The organism is Vibrio harveyi, assembly GCF_030060435.1.
GTDB classification, from domain to species: domain Bacteria; phylum Pseudomonadota; class Gammaproteobacteria; order Enterobacterales; family Vibrionaceae; genus Vibrio; species Vibrio harveyi.
The window spans coordinates 2,210,488-2,226,641 of record NZ_CP125875.1 but is presented as its reverse complement, the minus strand read 5'-3'; the positions used below and the strand labels follow the sequence as shown (position 1 = coordinate 2,226,641).

Annotated in this window: 14 protein-coding genes; 10 read left to right on the top strand and 4 right to left on the bottom strand. The window is 45.9% G+C overall.

Going from position 1 to position 16,154, the window contains the following annotated elements; genetic code table 11:
- Window positions 1-252 precede the first annotated feature (252 nt).
- Window positions 253-1,005 (bottom strand): DUF1853 family protein, encoded by a 753-nt coding sequence (locus tag QMY49_RS10550; RefSeq protein ID WP_283311407.1) that lies wholly within the window; start codon window positions 1,003-1,005, stop codon window positions 253-255.
- A gap of 132 nt (window positions 1,006-1,137) precedes the next feature.
- Here QMY49_RS10550 and QMY49_RS10545 point away from each other — a divergent pair, with 132 nt between their 5' ends.
- Window positions 1,138-1,896 carry a Nif3-like dinuclear metal center hexameric protein gene (locus QMY49_RS10545; RefSeq protein WP_005446417.1) on the top strand — a complete coding sequence of 253 codons (759 nt, stop codon included), beginning with the start codon at window positions 1,138-1,140 and terminating at the stop codon, window positions 1,894-1,896.
- 313 nt (window positions 1,897-2,209) lie between these two features.
- Here the strand turns inward: QMY49_RS10545 and QMY49_RS10540 are convergent, their stop codons facing one another.
- Window positions 2,210-3,499 (bottom strand): citrate synthase, encoded by a 1,290-nt coding sequence (locus tag QMY49_RS10540; RefSeq protein WP_005446419.1) that lies wholly within the window; start codon window positions 3,497-3,499, stop codon window positions 2,210-2,212.
- A 395-nt stretch (window positions 3,500-3,894) separates the two neighbouring features.
- Between QMY49_RS10540 and sdhC the strand changes: the two genes are divergently transcribed.
- The 8 genes from sdhC to sucD all read left to right on the top strand — a co-directional run bounded on the left by sdhC (window position 3,895) and on the right by sucD (window position 13,515).
- A complete protein-coding gene (sdhC, locus tag QMY49_RS10535; RefSeq protein WP_005446421.1) occupies window positions 3,895-4,287 on the top strand; it encodes a succinate dehydrogenase cytochrome b556 subunit in 393 nt (130 codons plus the stop codon).
- On the top strand, window positions 4,281-4,625 hold the full coding sequence (gene sdhD, locus QMY49_RS10530; protein WP_005446422.1) for a succinate dehydrogenase, hydrophobic membrane anchor protein: 345 nt from the start codon (window positions 4,281-4,283) through the stop codon (window positions 4,623-4,625). The genes sdhC and sdhD overlap by 7 nt, the downstream gene beginning before the upstream one ends.
- Window positions 4,626-6,392 (top strand): succinate dehydrogenase flavoprotein subunit, encoded by a 1,767-nt coding sequence (gene sdhA, locus QMY49_RS10525; protein ID WP_009698584.1) that lies wholly within the window; start codon window positions 4,626-4,628, stop codon window positions 6,390-6,392. It abuts the gene before it with no gap.
- A gap of 15 nt (window positions 6,393-6,407) precedes the next feature.
- Window positions 6,408-7,118, top strand: coding sequence for a succinate dehydrogenase iron-sulfur subunit (locus QMY49_RS10520; protein ID WP_005446424.1), 711 nt, complete (start codon window positions 6,408-6,410; stop codon window positions 7,116-7,118).
- Window positions 7,119-7,210: 92 nt separating this feature from the next.
- Window positions 7,211-10,036, top strand: coding sequence for a 2-oxoglutarate dehydrogenase E1 component (gene sucA, locus QMY49_RS10515; protein ID WP_009698583.1), 2,826 nt, complete (start codon window positions 7,211-7,213; stop codon window positions 10,034-10,036).
- Window positions 10,037-10,064: 28 nt separating this feature from the next.
- Window positions 10,065-11,273 carry a 2-oxoglutarate dehydrogenase complex dihydrolipoyllysine-residue succinyltransferase gene (gene odhB / locus QMY49_RS10510; RefSeq protein ID WP_283311401.1) on the top strand — a complete coding sequence of 403 codons (1,209 nt, stop codon included), beginning with the start codon at window positions 10,065-10,067 and terminating at the stop codon, window positions 11,271-11,273.
- Between the two features lie 203 nt (window positions 11,274-11,476).
- Complete coding sequence (sucC, locus tag QMY49_RS10505; RefSeq protein ID WP_005446426.1) at window positions 11,477-12,643, top strand: ADP-forming succinate--CoA ligase subunit beta; 1,167 nt, start codon at window positions 11,477-11,479, stop codon at window positions 12,641-12,643.
- Window positions 12,643-13,515 (top strand): succinate--CoA ligase subunit alpha, encoded by an 873-nt coding sequence (gene sucD, locus QMY49_RS10500; protein ID WP_005436989.1) that lies wholly within the window; start codon window positions 12,643-12,645, stop codon window positions 13,513-13,515. The genes sucC and sucD overlap by 1 nt, the downstream gene beginning before the upstream one ends.
- A gap of 70 nt (window positions 13,516-13,585) precedes the next feature.
- Here the strand turns inward: sucD and znuB are convergent, their stop codons facing one another.
- Together znuB and znuC are read right to left on the bottom strand one after the other, a co-directional pair.
- On the bottom strand, window positions 13,586-14,371 hold the full coding sequence (gene znuB / locus QMY49_RS10495; RefSeq protein ID WP_009698582.1) for a zinc ABC transporter permease subunit ZnuB: 786 nt from the start codon (window positions 14,369-14,371) through the stop codon (window positions 13,586-13,588).
- Entirely contained in the window at window positions 14,364-15,152 is a 789-nt protein-coding gene (gene znuC / locus QMY49_RS10490; protein ID WP_283311397.1) for a zinc ABC transporter ATP-binding protein ZnuC, read from the bottom strand. Before znuC ends, znuB begins: the two co-directional genes overlap by 8 nt.
- A gap of 78 nt (window positions 15,153-15,230) precedes the next feature.
- Here znuC and znuA point away from each other — a divergent pair, with 78 nt between their 5' ends.
- Window positions 15,231-16,112, top strand: a complete 882-nt coding sequence (gene znuA / locus QMY49_RS10485) for a zinc ABC transporter substrate-binding protein ZnuA (RefSeq protein ID WP_009701938.1) — start codon at window positions 15,231-15,233, stop codon at window positions 16,110-16,112.
- The last annotated feature ends 42 nt before the right edge of the window (window positions 16,113-16,154 follow it).

Sequence of the window (16,154 nt, the reverse complement as noted above, 5' to 3'; positions counted from 1 at the left end):
TGTGAAGAGGTAATGCTTCGCTTCAAGATTCGAAGGAGTCTCGCTTGGAGAGGCGAGCAAAAAGAAAGGGAGCCCAACTCGTTCGTTTCTCCCTTTTGAAGGTGATGAACTGGATATACTGGACCTCGGCAGCGTCATGTCCGAAAGCGGCGAAAGGTTGTGGTCGAGAATCTTTCTTATAACCGGAAATGTCGAGATTAGCTCGTTGAAAGAACTTGTCCCTAAAAAGACAAAATAAAATGTCTTTCGTTTTTAATTGGGCCACGTATCCGGTACAACAAACCAAAACTGGCCGTCCTTTGTCTGCGCGTGAACAAACCTATCAGATGGTTTGTCGATTGGATCCAAGAATTCCTCATTACCAGTTGCCCAGAGCGGTTTAGGAAGTGCGTAAAGTGGCTGTTTAATTTGTTCCCATTGGCTTTGATAACACCAGAAACCAGATATTTGTATAGGCTCTAATTCATAACCTAAACAGGTTGTAGGGATAGGTTCTTTTGAAAAAGGGTTTACGTACAGACGTCCCTGCATTAGTAAATGTTCACTCGGTTCACTGTTTAGCGGTAGTTGCTGACGAAACTCTTCCCTTTGGCTCATTTTTAGCTGGTGGTTGAGCATACGTTCGAGCTTTTTGTGCAGTTGGTCGTGAGCATTCGGTCCATACCAAACTCCTTGATGAAGTAAGTAGAATTTAATTGCGACTTCCCAATGCTCATGTTGATTACTTTCTACGTCTTTTAAGATCAGATCGACAGCACCAATGGTTCGCCCAGTGGCGTCATTTAATTGAATCTCTTCAGCAACCAGTTCATAACGAGGCGAACAGGTTAGCAACTTGGTGCAAAGGTACTGATACAGAAAACCAAGGCGAGGGTTTCCATCATATTCTTCATTGTCTGGCAGAGCCTGCGTCTGAATATCTTTGACAGTGACAAAAGGGGGCTTAAGTTTGAAAAGTGGAGAGGTGTTAGCAATCCATTGTTGGAAACGTTGTAGTGAATTCATCCATTATCCTTGTTGTCACGGGTAAAGCCTTTCTATTGTATCTAAATTTGTTTGAGTTGGGGATGTCACAACTGGCATCTGGATTGCGGTTCGATATACACTTTGCTCAAGCCACAAGTATTGGAAGTAATAATGAATAATTTACAGTTGGAAAAGATCCTCAACGAGAAATTGTCGCCGCAACTTATCAAAGACTACGCGCCAAATGGAATGCAAGTAGAAGGTAAATCAGAAATCAAACGTATCGTAACTGGTGTCACTGCTTCACAAGCCTTGATCAATAAAGCCATCGAGTTGGAAGCTGATGCTCTGCTTGTGCATCATGGGTACTTTTGGAAAGGTGAACCAGAGCCTATTCGTGGTATGAAAGGTAAGCGCATTCGTAGTTTGATTAAAAACGACATCAACCTTTACGGCTACCACTTACCGTTAGATATTCACCCAGAACTCGGCAATAACGCTGAGCTTGCTCGTTTGTTGAATATCTCGGTTGAAGGTGGGTTAGAAGGTCACCCTCAGTCCGTGGCGATGTTTGGTCGTTTAAAACAAGCGATGACAGGTGCTGAGTTTGCGAACAAAATTAATCAAGTCCTAAACCGTGAACCTTTGCATATCGCACCTGAAAATGCAGACAAAATGATTGAGACCGTCGGTTGGTGTACTGGCGGTGGTCAAGATTTTATTGAGCTTGCCGCTCAGCACGGATTAGATGCGTTTATTTCGGGTGAGATCTCAGAACGAACAACTTACACCGCTCGTGAGTTAGACATTCATTATTTCTCTGCGGGTCACCATGCTACAGAACGTTACGGTATTAAGGCGTTGGGTGAATGGTTGGCGCAAGAGCACGGGTTAGATGTCACGTTTATCGATATTGATAATCCAGTATAGACGGGACGGACTTCATCCTTCGTGATACGGGGACGCTCTGCTTTCTAAACAGAGAGAAAGAGCAGATCCCCAACTCACTTGTGCCTCGCTCATAAAGAAGACGAAAACTCTGAAGTCTTCACGACGTCATCTCCGATTGTGAGGTAGGAGCAACGTCAGGAATTTCTTGTGTAATAGCTGTAAGAGCGTAGAGAAATAGTCTCTCGATGCGACGCATTTCATAGAACGCTGCGTGTTCTCATCTCTTCAAATAAAGAAAGGGTTGACGCTTTCACGTCAACCCCAACTCTTATCCGATTATCGATTCTAACGGTTATTCACGCTCGTGCAGTGGAGAGAACTCACGCTGAGTTTCACCTGTGTATAGCTGACGAGGACGACCGATTCGGTTTAGTGGGTCGCTGTGCATTTCGTTCCAGTGAGCGATCCAACCGATAGTACGAGAAATCGCGAAGATTACCGTAAACATCGATACAGGAATGCCGATCGCTTTTAGAATGATACCTGAGTAGAAGTCTACGTTCGGGTAAAGCTTCTTAGACACGAAGTATTCGTCAGAAAGTGCAATACGCTCAAGCTCCATTGCTACGTCTAGTAGTGGATCTTTAATGTTTAGCTCTTTTAGAACTTCGTGACATGTTTCGCGCATAACTGTAGCACGTGGATCGTAGTTTTTGTAAACGCGGTGACCAAAGCCCATTAGACGGAACGGGTCATCTTTGTCTTTTGCACGCTCAACGTACTCAGGAATGTTCTCTACACTGCCGATCTCTTCAAGCATCTTCAGACATGCTTCGTTTGCACCACCGTGTGCAGGACCCCATAGAGAAGCAATACCTGCGGCAATACATGCGAATGGGTTCGCACCAGAAGAACCAGATAGACGAACGGTTGATGTTGATGCGTTTTGTTCGTGATCTGCGTGAAGCGTAAAGATTTTATCCATCGCACGAGCAACAACAGGGTTTACTTCGTATTCTTCACATGGGTTTGCGTACATCATGTGTAAAAAGTTTTCTGCGTAGCTTAGGTCGTTACGAGGGTAGATAAATGGCTGACCGATTGAGTACTTGTAACACATCGCCGCCAATGTTGGCATTTTCGATAGCAGACGGTACGCCGCAATTTCACGGTGTTCGTCGTTGTTGATATCTAGTGAATCGTGGTAGAAGGCCGCTAGTGCACCAACTACACCACACATTACTGCCATTGGGTGAGCGTCGCGACGGAAGCCATGGAAGAAGCTTGCGATTTGCTCGTGCACCATTGTATGGCGAGTAACCGTTGTTTTGAATTGCTCGTATTGCTCACGGGTAGGGGCTTCGCCATAAAGCAGGATGTAACATACTTCCAAGTAATCTGCGTTATTGGCTAATTGGTCAATTGGGTAACCGCGGTGCAAAAGAATACCTTTGCCGCCGTCGATGTACGTGATTGACGATTCACAAGATGCAGTGGCAAGAAAACCTGGGTCAAAAGTAAAGTAACCATTGGCTCCCAGTTTACGAACATCAATCACAGGTGTACCTAGCGTACCGTCCATAATTGGCAGTTCGATCGGCGCATGACCTTCAACATGAAGGGTAGCTTTCTTATCCGCCATAACAATCTCCTTTGTTTATTATTTAATCCGTCCAGGATGTTTATGTGCCATTTTTGTACTGTTGTTAAAGCTTAAAGTCAATTTTTCTCCATTTTTGTGTGCACTTGTTATGATTTTTCTCATGAAAATCGTTAAAAATCTGTTCTATGTAGCATAATTTGTTACATCAATTGTATTAGAATGTTGCTAGCCGTATATTGGCACAGAAAATTTTAGTTAAATCCTTATAAATTCGGGGCTAGAAACAAAAGTGAGGTTTGTTTGTGGACTCCGTTTGTTAACAAAGCGTTTACAATTATCTCCGAGCTTATTGCGAGTATTTGTTAATCAAATGTTAACTTTTGTACGTTTGGAAGCTGAAATTGGTTATAACAATAAATGCTCAATGGAGCTGAGTGAGCAAGCCCGTGAAAGAAAGAAAGTCAAGACCTGTTAATTTAGATTTACAGACCATCCGCTTTCCCATCACAGCAATCGCGTCAATCCTACACCGTGTATCTGGTGTGATTACGTTTGTTGCGGTGGGTATATTACTTTGGTTACTGTCCATTTCTCTGTCGTCCCCGATGGGTTTTATGGAAGCCGCTGACATTGTCGATAGCTTCTTCGTGAAATTCATTCTATGGGGCATTCTAACTGCACTTGCCTACCACATTGCTGGTGGTGTTCGTCACTTATTGATGGACCTAGGTCATTTCGAAGAACTCGATTCAGGCGCGATGAGCGCTAAAGTCGCATTTGGTGCAACTGCAGTGTTATCACTACTGGCGGGGATCTTGGTATGGTAAAACACGTTTCTTCATTTGGTCGTAATGGTGTTCACGATTTCTTATTGATTCGTGCTTCAGCCATCATTATGACGCTATACACGATTTATCTAGTGAGCTTCTGTGCTTTCTCAGATATCTCTTACGCATCTTGGACCCAATTCTTTGGTGGTACTTTCACCAAAGTTTTCACCATGTTGGCACTTGTTTCTATTCTGATTCACGCGTGGATTGGTTTATGGCAAGTCTTAACCGATTACATTAAGTGCTCGAAACTTCGCGGTGCACTTCAACTTGGTGTTATTGCCGTTCTGTTCGGCTATGTCTTCTCTGGTCTATTTATTCTGTGGGGTGCGTAAGTGTCTATTCCAGTTCGTGAGTTTGATGCCGTAGTAATCGGCGCTGGTGGTGCGGGCATGCGCGCTGCACTACAAATTTCGGAGCAAGGCTTATCATGTGCTTTGCTATCTAAAGTTTTCCCAACTCGTTCTCATACTGTATCCGCGCAGGGTGGTATTACAGTTGCGCTTGGTAACTCGCACAAGGACGATTGGCAATGGCATATGTACGATACGGTAAAAGGTTCTGATTACATCGGTGACCAAAATGCGATTGAGTACATGTGTAAAAATGGTCCTGAGTCAGTTATCGAACTAGAAAAAATGGGTCTTCCATTCTCTCGCTTTGATAACGGAACAATCTACCAACGTCCATTTGGTGGCCAGTCAAAAGAGTTTGGTGGTGAGCAAGCGGCTCGTACAGCAGCAGCGGCAGACCGTACTGGTCACGCACTTCTTCACACGCTCTACCAACAAAACGTAAAACACAAAACAACCATTTTCTCTGAATGGTACGCTCTAGATTTGGTGAAAAACCAAGACGGCGCGATCATGGGTTGTACGGCTATCTGTATGGAAACGGGTGAGATTTGTTACTTCAAATCGAAAGCAACCATCCTAGCAACAGGTGGTGCAGGCCGTATCTACGCGTCGACTACTAACGCGCACATCAATACTGGTGATGGTGTTGGTATGGCACTTCGCGCAGGCGTTCCAATGCAAGACATGGAAATGTGGCAGTTCCACCCAACGGGTATTGCTGGTGCAGGTGTTCTTGTTACAGAAGGTTGTCGTGGTGAAGGTGGTTACCTTCTAAATAAAGATGGCGAGCGCTTCATGGAGCGTTATGCGCCAAACGCGAAAGACCTTGCTGGTCGTGACGTAGTAGCTCGTTCTATGATGATTGAAATCCGTGAAGGTCGTGGTTGTGACGGTCCTTGGGGCCCACACATCAAGCTGAAATTGGATCACCTAGGTAAAGATGTTCTTGAGTCTCGTCTGCCTGGTATCTGTGAGCTTTCGCGTACATTCGCGCACGTTGATCCAGTTAAAGAGCCAATTCCAGTAATCCCAACTTGTCACTACATGATGGGTGGTGTTCCAACGCAAGTTTCAGGTCAAGCAATCAAACAGACTGCTGACGGTAATGATGTCGAAGTCCAAGGTCTATACGCTTGTGGTGAAATTGCTTCTGTATCGGTACACGGTGCAAACCGTCTGGGCGGCAACTCACTGCTTGATTTGGTGGTATTCGGTCGCGCAACAGGTCTACACCTTGGCGAAACACTGGCTGCACAAGCTGAAGCTCGTCCAGCAACAGAGTCTGACATCGAAGCTTCACTAGCGCGTACTATGCGTTGGGAGAACAGCACTGGTGGTGAAGACCCAGTTCAAATTCGTAAAGATCTGCAATCTTGCATGCAAAACAGCTTCTCGGTATTCCGTGAAGGCGACGCAATGGCAACAGGTCTGGAAGAGTTGAAAGTGATTCGTGAGCGCCTAAAAGACGCACACCTAGCTGACAAGTCTTCTGAATTCAACACGCAACGTATTGAGTGTTTAGAGCTAGACAACTTGATGGAAACTGCATTCTCTACAGCAGTAGCGGCGAACTACCGTACTGAAAGCCGTGGCGCACATGCTCGCTTCGACTTCCCTGAGCGTGATGATGAAAATTGGCTATGCCACTCAATCTACAACCCGGAAACTGAAGCAATGACTAAGCGTGATGTGAATATGACGCCAACTCATCGTGAAGCTTTCCCTCCGAAAGTACGTACTTACTAAAGGGAGGATATGACTATGAAACTGAACTTCTCTTTATACCGTTACAACCCGGATGTAGACACAAAACCTTACATGAAAGACTACGTTCTTGAAGTGGAAGAAGGCTCAGACATGATGGTTCTGGACGCGCTGATTTTACTAAAAGAGCAAGATCCGAGCATTGCATTCCGTCGTTCATGTCGTGAAGGGGTATGTGGATCTGATGGTCTGAATATGAATGGTAAAAACGGTCTAGCGTGTATTACTCCGTTATCTGCGCTTCAAGGTGACAAGATTGTCATCCGACCGTTACCTGGCCTACCAGTAGTACGTGATCTTATCGTTGACATGACACAGTTCTACGATAACTATGCGAAAGTTAAGCCTTTCTTGATTGATGACGGTGCTCTACCACCATCGCGAGAGAACTTACAATCGCCAGATGAACGTGCGCATTTAGATGGATTGTATGAATGTATCATGTGTGCATGTTGTACAACTTCTTGTCCATCATTCTGGTGGAACCCAGATAAATTTATCGGCCCTGCTGGTCTCTTAGCGGCTTACCGTTGGCTAATTGATAGCCGAGATACAGCAACTGATGAACGTTTGTCCGATCTTGATGATGCATTTAGCGTTTTTCGTTGCCATGGCATCATGAATTGTGTAAGTGTTTGTCCTAAGGGGCTAAATCCTACGAAAGCCATCGGTCACATCAAGTCGATGCTGGTGAATCGTTCGATTTAATTAACAACAAAAATTGCCGACCCAAATGGGTCGGCTCTTAATAGCTCGGCGCAGACCGAAGCAAACGTGAAAACTACTGGTTAAGGGAAAATATGCACAACGGCGTGATGAAGGCATGGCTCGAGTCTTCACACTTGGCTGGCGCCAATGCAACGTATGTAGAGGACCTCTACGAACTGTATCTAAGTGATCCCGATCTGGTAAGTGAGGAGTGGAAACGCGTATTTGATGAGTTGCCTAAAAACTCAGAAGAAGTGGCAGAACAGCCGCATTCGCGTGTCCGTGACTACTTCCGACGACTCGCTCAAGAAACAAAGCATTACAGTGTCCAAGTTAGTGATCCAGATGTCGACGCTAAGCAAGTAAAAGTTCTACAGCTTATCAACGCATACCGCTTCCGCGGTCATGAAGCTGCTGAGCTTGATCCTCTAGGTCTATGGCAACGTCCACCTGTGGCGGAGCTAGACCCTGCATTCCACAATCTCACCGAAGATGACTTCGAAGAAACTTTCAACGTAGGTTCTTTTGCTATTGGGCAAGAAACCATGCAGTTGAAAGACATCTACTCAGCTCTGAAGAAAACGTACTGTGGTTCTATTGGTGCTGAATACATGCACATGACAGACACAGAACAGAAGCGTTGGATTCAGCAACGTTTAGAGTCTGTTGTTGGTCAGCCATCTTTCGATAAAACTGAAAAACGTACATTCCTTGAGGAGCTAACTGCTGCTGAAGGTCTTGAGCGTTACTTGGGTGCTAAGTTCCCAGGCGCTAAACGTTTCTCTCTAGAAGGTGGTGATGCACTAATTCCGATGACAAAAGAGCTGATTCGTCATGCTGGTAAGAGCGGCATGCGTGAAGTGGTTATCGGTATGGCTCACCGTGGACGTTTGAACATGCTAGTCAACGTTCTAGGTAAGAAGCCACAAGATTTGTTTGACGAGTTTGCAGGCAAACATGACGAAACATGGGGTACGGGTGACGTTAAGTACCACCAAGGTTTCTCTGCAGACTTTGCAACGCCAGGTGGCGATGTCCACTTAGCGCTAGCATTTAACCCATCTCACCTTGAGATTGTAAACCCAGTAGTTATCGGTTCGGTTCGTGCGCGTCAAGATCGCCTTGGTGATTTTGATGGTAGCCGCGTACTGCCAATCACTATTCACGGTGACTCAGCAATTGCAGGTCAGGGCGTGGTAGCAGAGACGTTTAACATGTCTCTAGCGCGCGGCTTCTGTGTCGGCGGTACGGTACGTATCGTCGTGAACAACCAAGTTGGTTTTACAACATCGAACCCTCGTGATACTCGCTCGACGATGTACTGTACTGATATTGCGAAGATGGTACAGGCTCCGATTTTCCACGTTAACGCTGACGACCCAGAAGCAGTTGCTTTTGTCACTCGTATTGCTCTGGATTACCGCAACGAGTTTAAGCGTGATGTTGTGATTGATTTGGTTTGTTACCGTCGTCATGGTCACAACGAAGCGGATGAGCCGAATGCGACTCAACCGTTGATGTACCAGAAAATCAAAAAGCACCCAACACCACGTAAGCTATACGCTGATGTATTGATCGATAAAAATGAATCAGACATTGAAGTTGCAACTCAGCTTGTGAATGAGTACCGCGACGCGCTTGATAAAGGTGAAGTTGTGGTGAAAGAGTGGCGTCCAATGGCTCTTCACTCTGTTGACTGGTCTCCGTATCTAGGTCACGACTGGGATGTTGAATGGGACAACAAATTTGATTCAACCCGCTTGAAAGAGCTTGGTCAACGCCTAATTCAATACCCGGATAGCCATAAGCTACAAAGCCGTGTAAACAAGCTTTACAACGATCGTGCTGCAATGATCAGTGGTGAGAAGCCATTAGATTGGGGTATGGCAGAGACACTTGCGTACGCTACCTTAGTTGACGATGGCAAGCGTATTCGTATCTCTGGTCAGGACTCAGGTCGTGGTACTTTCTTCCATCGCCACTCTGTTTTGCATAACCAAAACGATGCGAGCACTTACATCCCGCTAGCAAATATTCATGACAAACAAGGTCCATTCCAAGTCTTTGACTCTGTATTGTCAGAAGAAGCGGTACTGGCGTTTGAGTACGGTTACGCAACGGCAGAGCCAAGCGGTTTGACCATTTGGGAAGCACAATTTGGTGATTTCGCAAACGGTGCGCAAGTGGTGATCGACCAGTTCATTTCGTCGGGTGAGCAAAAATGGGCTCGTCTATGTGGTCTGACGATGCTGTTGCCACACGGTTATGAAGGTCAAGGTCCTGAGCACTCGTCAGCGCGTTTAGAACGTTACCTACAATTGTGTGCTGAACAAAACATGCAGGTTGTAGTGCCATCTACACCAGCACAGGTTTACCACATGATCCGTCGTCAGGTGGTGCGTCCAATGCGTCGTCCACTGATTGTTATGTCACCTAAGTCGCTACTGCGTCATCCACTTTGTACATCGTCTTTGGAAGATCTTTCTGAAGGTACATTCCAGCCGGCGATTCCAGAAATCGATAATCTGGAACCAAGCAAAGTGAAACGTGTTGTGTTCTGTTCGGGTAAGGTTTATTTCGACCTTCTAGAACAGCGTCGCAATAACGAACAAGATGATGTTGCTATTGTGCGTATTGAGCAGCTATACCCATTCCCGATGGAAGAAGTTCAAGCCGCTATTGAGCAATACACGAATGTTGAAGACTTTGTATGGTGTCAGGAAGAGCCTCAAAACCAGGGTGCTTGGTACTGTAGCCAACACAACTTCCGTGCAGCTATTCCAGCAGGCGCAGATCTTAAATACGCAGGTCGCCCAGCTTCTGCTTCGCCAGCAGTAGGCTACATGTCGGTGCACTTGAAACAACAAAAAGCGTTGGTTGAAGACGCTCTGAACGTGAACTCAAAAACTTCGAATTAAGAACTAGAAGTTAAAGGAAGAAACAGATATGACAATTGAAATTCTGGTTCCAGATTTACCTGAATCAGTTGCTGACGCAACCGTAGCGACATGGCACAAACAACCAGGCGACGTAGTCGAGCGTGATGAAGTTCTGGTTGATATCGAAACTGATAAAGTCGTGCTTGAAGTACCTGCTCCGGAAGCGGGCGTTTTAGAAGCTATTATCGAAGAAGAAGGTGCGACAGTACTTTCTAAGCAGTTGATCGCAAAGCTTAAGCCAGGTGCCGTAGCAGGCGAACCAACGACAGATTCAACAGAAGACAAAGAAGCATCTCCTGACAAGCGTCATAAAGCAACGCTGACAGAAGAGAGCAACGATGCGTTAAGCCCAGCGGTTCGTCGTCTTCTTGCTGAACACGGTCTAGAAGCAAGCCAAGTGAAAGGCTCTGGTGTTGGCGGTCGCATTACTCGCGAAGATATCGAAGCGCACCTTGCAAACGCAAAAGCAGTTCCGAAAGCAGAAGCTACAGCAGCCGTTGAAGCGCCTGCGGCAGCTCGCAGCCAAAAACGTGTTCCAATGACGCGTCTACGTAAGACAGTGGCAAATCGTCTTCTAGAAGCGAAAAACAACACGGCAATGCTAACTACGTTTAACGAAGTGAACATGAAGCCAATCATGGACCTTCGTAAGCAGTACAAAGACCAGTTTGAAGAGCGTCACGGCACTCGTCTTGGCTTCATGTCTTTCTACGTGAAAGCAGTAACTGAAGCACTAAAACGTTACCCAGAAGTGAATGCATCTATTGATGGTGATGACATCGTTTACCACAACTACTTTGATATCAGTATGGCGGTTTCTACGCCACGCGGTCTAGTGACGCCAGTTCTAAAAGACTGTGACACGCTAGGTTTTGCTGACATCGAAAAAGGCATCAAAGAGCTAGCAATCAAAGGTCGTGACGGCAAGCTAACGGTGGATGAGTTGATGGGCGGTAACTTCACTATCACTAACGGCGGTGTATTTGGTTCATTGATGTCTACGCCAATCATTAACCCACCACAATCAGCAATCTTGGGTATGCACAAGATCCAAGAGCGTCCAATGGCGGTTGATGGCAAAGTAGAAATCTTGCCAATGATGTACCTAGCACTATCTTACGATCACCGTTTGATTGATGGTCGTGAGTCAGTGGGTTTCCTAGTAACCATTAAAGAGCTACTAGAAGATCCAGCGCGTCTGTTATTAGACGTTTAATATCGCTAAAACGTCGAGTTGTCCCTGATAGCTCGACGCCTACAGCATCCAAGGCTAGACTGGCTCAGCGTCTGGCCTTCACTTGAACTGCCCCCGATATAATCTATAAGCAGTTGATTTGAGAAGACCCTACAGACGCACCGCATGAAGTGGTGTTATGGAAATAATAAATCCCTTAAGGGATAAACAAACGGAATATCAAAATGAATTTGCATGAATACCAAGCCAAACAGCTGTTTGCAGAATTCGGTTTGCCTGTACCGGAAGGCTACGCATGTGATACGCCACAAGAAGCTTTTGAAGCAGCGGGTCGCATCACTACTGAAAAGAAAGTTGTAAAGTGTCAGGTTCACGCTGGCGGTCGCGGTAAAGCGGGCGGCGTAGAGCTACACGATACAAAAGATGGTGTAAAAGAATTCGCACAAAAATGGCTAGGTAAGAACTTGGTTACTTACCAAACAGACGCAAATGGTCAGCCTGTTACTAAAATCCTTGTAGAAGAAGCATCTAACATTGCTAACGAACTTTACCTTGGTGCGGTTGTAGACCGTGCAAGCCGTAAGATCGTATTCATGGCTTCAACTGAAGGTGGTGTGGAAATCGAAAAAGTTGCGGAAGAAACACCGGAGCTAATCCACAAAGCAGCAATCGATCCACTAGTAGGTCCTCAGGCTTACCAAGGTCGTGAGCTCGCGTTCAAACTTGGTCTTGAAGGTGACCAAATCAAACAATTCGTTAAGATCTTCATGGGTCTTGGCACTATGTTCTCTCAGTACGACCTAGCGCTACTAGAGATCAACCCACTGGTTATTACTGGCGAAGGCAACCTGCTGTGTCTTGACGGTAAGATCAACATCGACTCAAACGCGTTATACCGTCAGCCTAAGCTTCGTGAAATGCACGATCCTTCACAAGAAGATGAGCGTGAAGCGCACGCAGCTCAGTGGGAACTGAACTACGTAGCACTAGACGGCAACGTTGGCTGTATGGTTAATGGTGCAGGTCTGGCGATGGGTACAATGGACATCGTAAACCTACACGGTGGCAAGCCGGCTAACTTCCTAGACGTAGGTGGCGGTGCAACAAAAGAGCGTGTAGCGGAAGCGTTCAAGATCATCCTATCTGATGACAACGTGAAAGCAGTTCTAGTCAACATCTTCGGCGGTATCGTTCGTTGTGACATGATCGCAGAAGGCATCATTGGTGCAGTGAAAGAAGTTGGTGTAACGGTACCTGTTGTTGTTCGTCTTGAAGGTACTAACGCTGACCTAGGTCGCGAAGTTCTTGCTAATTCTGATGTTGATATCATTGCTGCTGAGTCGCTAACAGATGCTGCTCAGAAAGTTGTTGCTGCTGCGGAGGCTAAATAATGTCTGTACTAATTAACAAAGACACTAAAGTAATCTGTCAGGGCTTCACGGGTGGTCAAGGTACTTTCCACTCAGAGCAGGCAATTGCTTACGGTACACAAATGGTTGGTGGTGTATCTCCAGGTAAAGGTGGTCAAACTCACCTTGGTCTTCCTGTATTCAACACTGTACGTGAAGCAGTCGAAGTGACTGGCGCAACAGCAACAGTAATCTACGTGCCAGCGCCATTCTGTAAAGATGCAATCCTAGAAGCGATTGATGCGGGTATTGAGCTTATCGTGACCATCACGGAAGGCATCCCAACAACAGATATGATCGATGTTAAAGTGAAGCTAGAAGAAACTGGCGTTCGCATGATCGGTCCAAACTGTCCGGGTGTTATCACACCTGATGAATGTAAGATCGGTATCATGCCTGGTCATATTCACAAGAAAGGTAAAGTAGGTATCGTTTCTCGTTCAGGTACTCTAACGTACGAAGCGGTTAAGCAAACAACGGATGAAGGCTTCGGTCAATCAACGTGTGTTGGTATCGGTGGTGACCCAATTCCTGGTTCAAACTTTATCGATATCCTTAAACTTTTCCAAGAAGACCCAGAAACTGAAGCAATCGTAATGATTGGTGAAATTGGCGGTACTGCGGAAGAAGAAGCTGCTGCTTACATCAAAGAAAACGTAACGAAGCCAGTGGTTTCTTACATTGCTGGTGTAACGGCTCCTCCTGGTAAACGTATGGGTCACGCTGGTGCGATTATCTCTGGTGGCAAAGGTACTGCTGAAGACAAATTCGCAGCACTAGAAGCGGCTGGCGTTAAGACTGTGAAATCTCTAGCAGAGATTGGCAAAGGTCTACGTGAAGTGACAGGTTGGTAATCAACCAAACCATTACAAAAGCATCAAAAAAGCCTGCGATTTCGCAGGCTTTTCTTTTTCTATCAGTACATTAGGCTTTACGTCTAATCAATTGGCTAAGCATAAACAGGAATGTTGCACTAATGACAACAGAAGGACCTGCTGGCGTATCGAAGTGCCAAGATAGGCTTAACCCCATTAACACTGCAATCGAACCGATAATCGAGGCAAACAATGCCATTTGCTCTGGTGATGAGGAAACTTTACGCGCAGTGGCTGCAGGGATAATCAGTAGAGAAGTCATGATCAATGCGCCAACAAACTTCATACCTACTGCTATGACCACACCCACCATCAGCATTAATACCAAACGCACTAGATCGGTATTCACGCCCTCCACGGCGGCAAGCTCTTCGCTGACTGTGCTGGAGAGCAGTGGGCGCCAAAAGATGTACAAACACGCACTTACAGCAACAACACCAGCGTAGATGAACATCAGATCTTGTGGCGAGACCGCAAGCAAGTCACCGAATAGGTAGCTCATAAGATCTACGCGAACGTTGTCTAAGAAACTGACGGACACTAAACCAATGGACAGTGCACTGTGCGCCAAAATACCAAGCAAGGTATCTGTCGCCACAAGCTGTTGTTTTTGCAGAGTCACAAGCAGGACCGCTAACGCTAAACAGCAAACTAGTAGCGCAAGATATAGGTTCACATTGAGTAAAAAGCCCAGCGCTAACCCCATTAACGAGGCGTGAGCAAGGGTATCGCCAAAGTAAGCCATTTTTCGCCAAACCACGAATGAGCCAAGTGGACCTGCGATGAGCGCAATACCAATACCAGCCAGAATTGAAGGCAATAAAAACTCAATCATGATGATGATGTCCGTGAGAATGGTTTGAACAAGATGTAGCATCGCCAGTGACTGGTGAACCCGCTAAATCGTGGTGGTGATGCTCATGATCATGATGGTAAAAAGCCAGAGATTCTCGAGTCGCATTACCAAACAGCGCAATGTAAGAAGGGTGCTGGGTGATGGTTGCCGGTGAGCCAGAGCAGCACACATGATGATGCAAGCAAATCACATCGTCAGTTTTAGCCATCACTAAGTGCAAGTCATGAGACACCATGAACACACCGCACTCAAATCGGTGGCGGATGCTCTCAATTAAGTCATAGAGATCGATCTGACCTTGAACATCGACCCCTTGAGCGGGTTCATCTAATACCAACAATTCTGGACGTTGTAGTAGGGCGCGTGCGAGCAATACTCGTTGGTTCTCTCCGCCAGATAGACGGTGCATGTTACTTGCGATGAGGTGCTCAGCTCCAACAAGGCGTAGCGCATCGAGACATTCCTGCTTGCTATACTTGCCAGCAAGGTTCAAAAAGCGAATGACATTGAGTGGCAGTGAATCGTTGAGTTTCAGTTTCTGAGGAACATAACCAATTTTCAGTTTACGTTGCTTCGTTAACTTACCGCTGGTCGGTTTTTGGAGACCTAGAATGACTTTAACTAATGTCGATTTTCCCGCTCCGTTGGGACCAATTAGGGTGGTGATCTTGCCCTTTTCTAATTCCATAGTGATATTGTCGAGAACTCTGCGTTCGTCAAACTCGACGCACAGTTGCTCAAGACGGACTAGTGAAGACATGAATGAAACTCATTTGCAAAATAATAATGTTATAATGTAACATTATCTCACTTTCCACGCCATACCCCAAGTAAAACTATGAAAAGAGCTATTATTCTTGCTGTCTCAGCAATATTAACGTTACCTGCTCACGCGGTAACTGTGTTAACCAGTATCAAACCAATTCAAATGATCACGACCGAGCTTACTGAAGGCGTAACGGCTCCGGACGTATTGCTACAAAACAATGCATCTCCGCATGATTACGCGTTGCGCCCTTCTGATGTCCAGAAAGTAGCAGCAGCGGATCTGGTGATTTGGTATGGGCACGACCTCGAACCATTCCTTGAAAAAGTGGTGACAGATAGAGGGAACACACTAACGCTAAGCCAAATTCCAGGTTTGTCGCTGCGAGAGTTTGGTAGCGAGCATTCTCATGATCACGATGGTCATGACCATGGTACACATGATCCTCATTTTTGGTTGGGTGTTGAAACAGTACAACAGGTCGCTAATGCAATTGCACACAAGTTAGCGGAAGTTGATCCAGTACATGCCGATACGTACGCCAACAACCTGAAGAAATTTGAAGTAAAGTTGAACGCGACTGATTCTGAGATTAAACAGCAGCTTGCTCCAGTCAAAGATAAAGGTTACTTCGTATTCCATGATGCTTATGGGTATTTTGAAGAGCGTTATGGTTTGAATCAAATGGGTCACTTCACCGTTTCACCAGACCGTAAACCTGGTGCAAAAACACTGATTCGTATCCGTAAAACGTTGGGAACCGGTGATGTAGCGTGCGTGTTCTCTGAGCCTCAGTTTACTCCGGCGGTTATTGAGAGTGTGATGCGCGGCAGTAACGTTCGTTCAGGTGTTCTTGATCCGCTAGGTAGTGAGGTTGAGGTGAAATCTGGAAGTTACTTCGAATTTCTTAAAGGAATGTCCAACAGCTTTAGTCAATGTTTGAGCGAAAAGTAACAATTGTGTTGTGCTTCTCTACACGGAATACGTTTTTAACGT

What these genes read in the sequence shown, in the direction of transcription:
- QMY49_RS10550 (WP_283311407.1), bottom strand. Translation starts at nt 1,005, where the DNA reads ATGAATTCACTACAACGTTTCCAACAATGGATTGCTAACACCTCTCCA.
- QMY49_RS10545 (WP_005446417.1), top strand. Translation starts at nt 1,138, where the DNA reads ATGAATAATTTACAGTTGGAAAAGATCCTCAACGAGAAATTGTCGCCG.
- QMY49_RS10540 (WP_005446419.1), bottom strand. Translation starts at nt 3,499, where the DNA reads ATGGCGGATAAGAAAGCTACCCTTCATGTTGAAGGTCATGCGCCGATC.
- sdhD (WP_005446422.1), top strand. Translation starts at nt 4,281, where the DNA reads ATGGTAAAACACGTTTCTTCATTTGGTCGTAATGGTGTTCACGATTTC.
- QMY49_RS10520 (WP_005446424.1), top strand. Translation starts at nt 6,408, where the DNA reads ATGAAACTGAACTTCTCTTTATACCGTTACAACCCGGATGTAGACACA.
- sucA (WP_009698583.1), top strand. Translation starts at nt 7,211, where the DNA reads ATGCACAACGGCGTGATGAAGGCATGGCTCGAGTCTTCACACTTGGCT.
- odhB (WP_283311401.1), top strand. Translation starts at nt 10,065, where the DNA reads ATGACAATTGAAATTCTGGTTCCAGATTTACCTGAATCAGTTGCTGAC.
- sucC (WP_005446426.1), top strand. Translation starts at nt 11,477, where the DNA reads ATGAATTTGCATGAATACCAAGCCAAACAGCTGTTTGCAGAATTCGGT.
- sucD (WP_005436989.1), top strand. Translation starts at nt 12,643, where the DNA reads ATGTCTGTACTAATTAACAAAGACACTAAAGTAATCTGTCAGGGCTTC.
- znuB (WP_009698582.1), bottom strand. Translation starts at nt 14,371, where the DNA reads ATGATTGAGTTTTTATTGCCTTCAATTCTGGCTGGTATTGGTATTGCG.
- znuC (WP_283311397.1), bottom strand. Translation starts at nt 15,152, where the DNA reads ATGTCTTCACTAGTCCGTCTTGAGCAACTGTGCGTCGAGTTTGACGAA.
- znuA (WP_009701938.1), top strand. Translation starts at nt 15,231, where the DNA reads ATGAAAAGAGCTATTATTCTTGCTGTCTCAGCAATATTAACGTTACCT.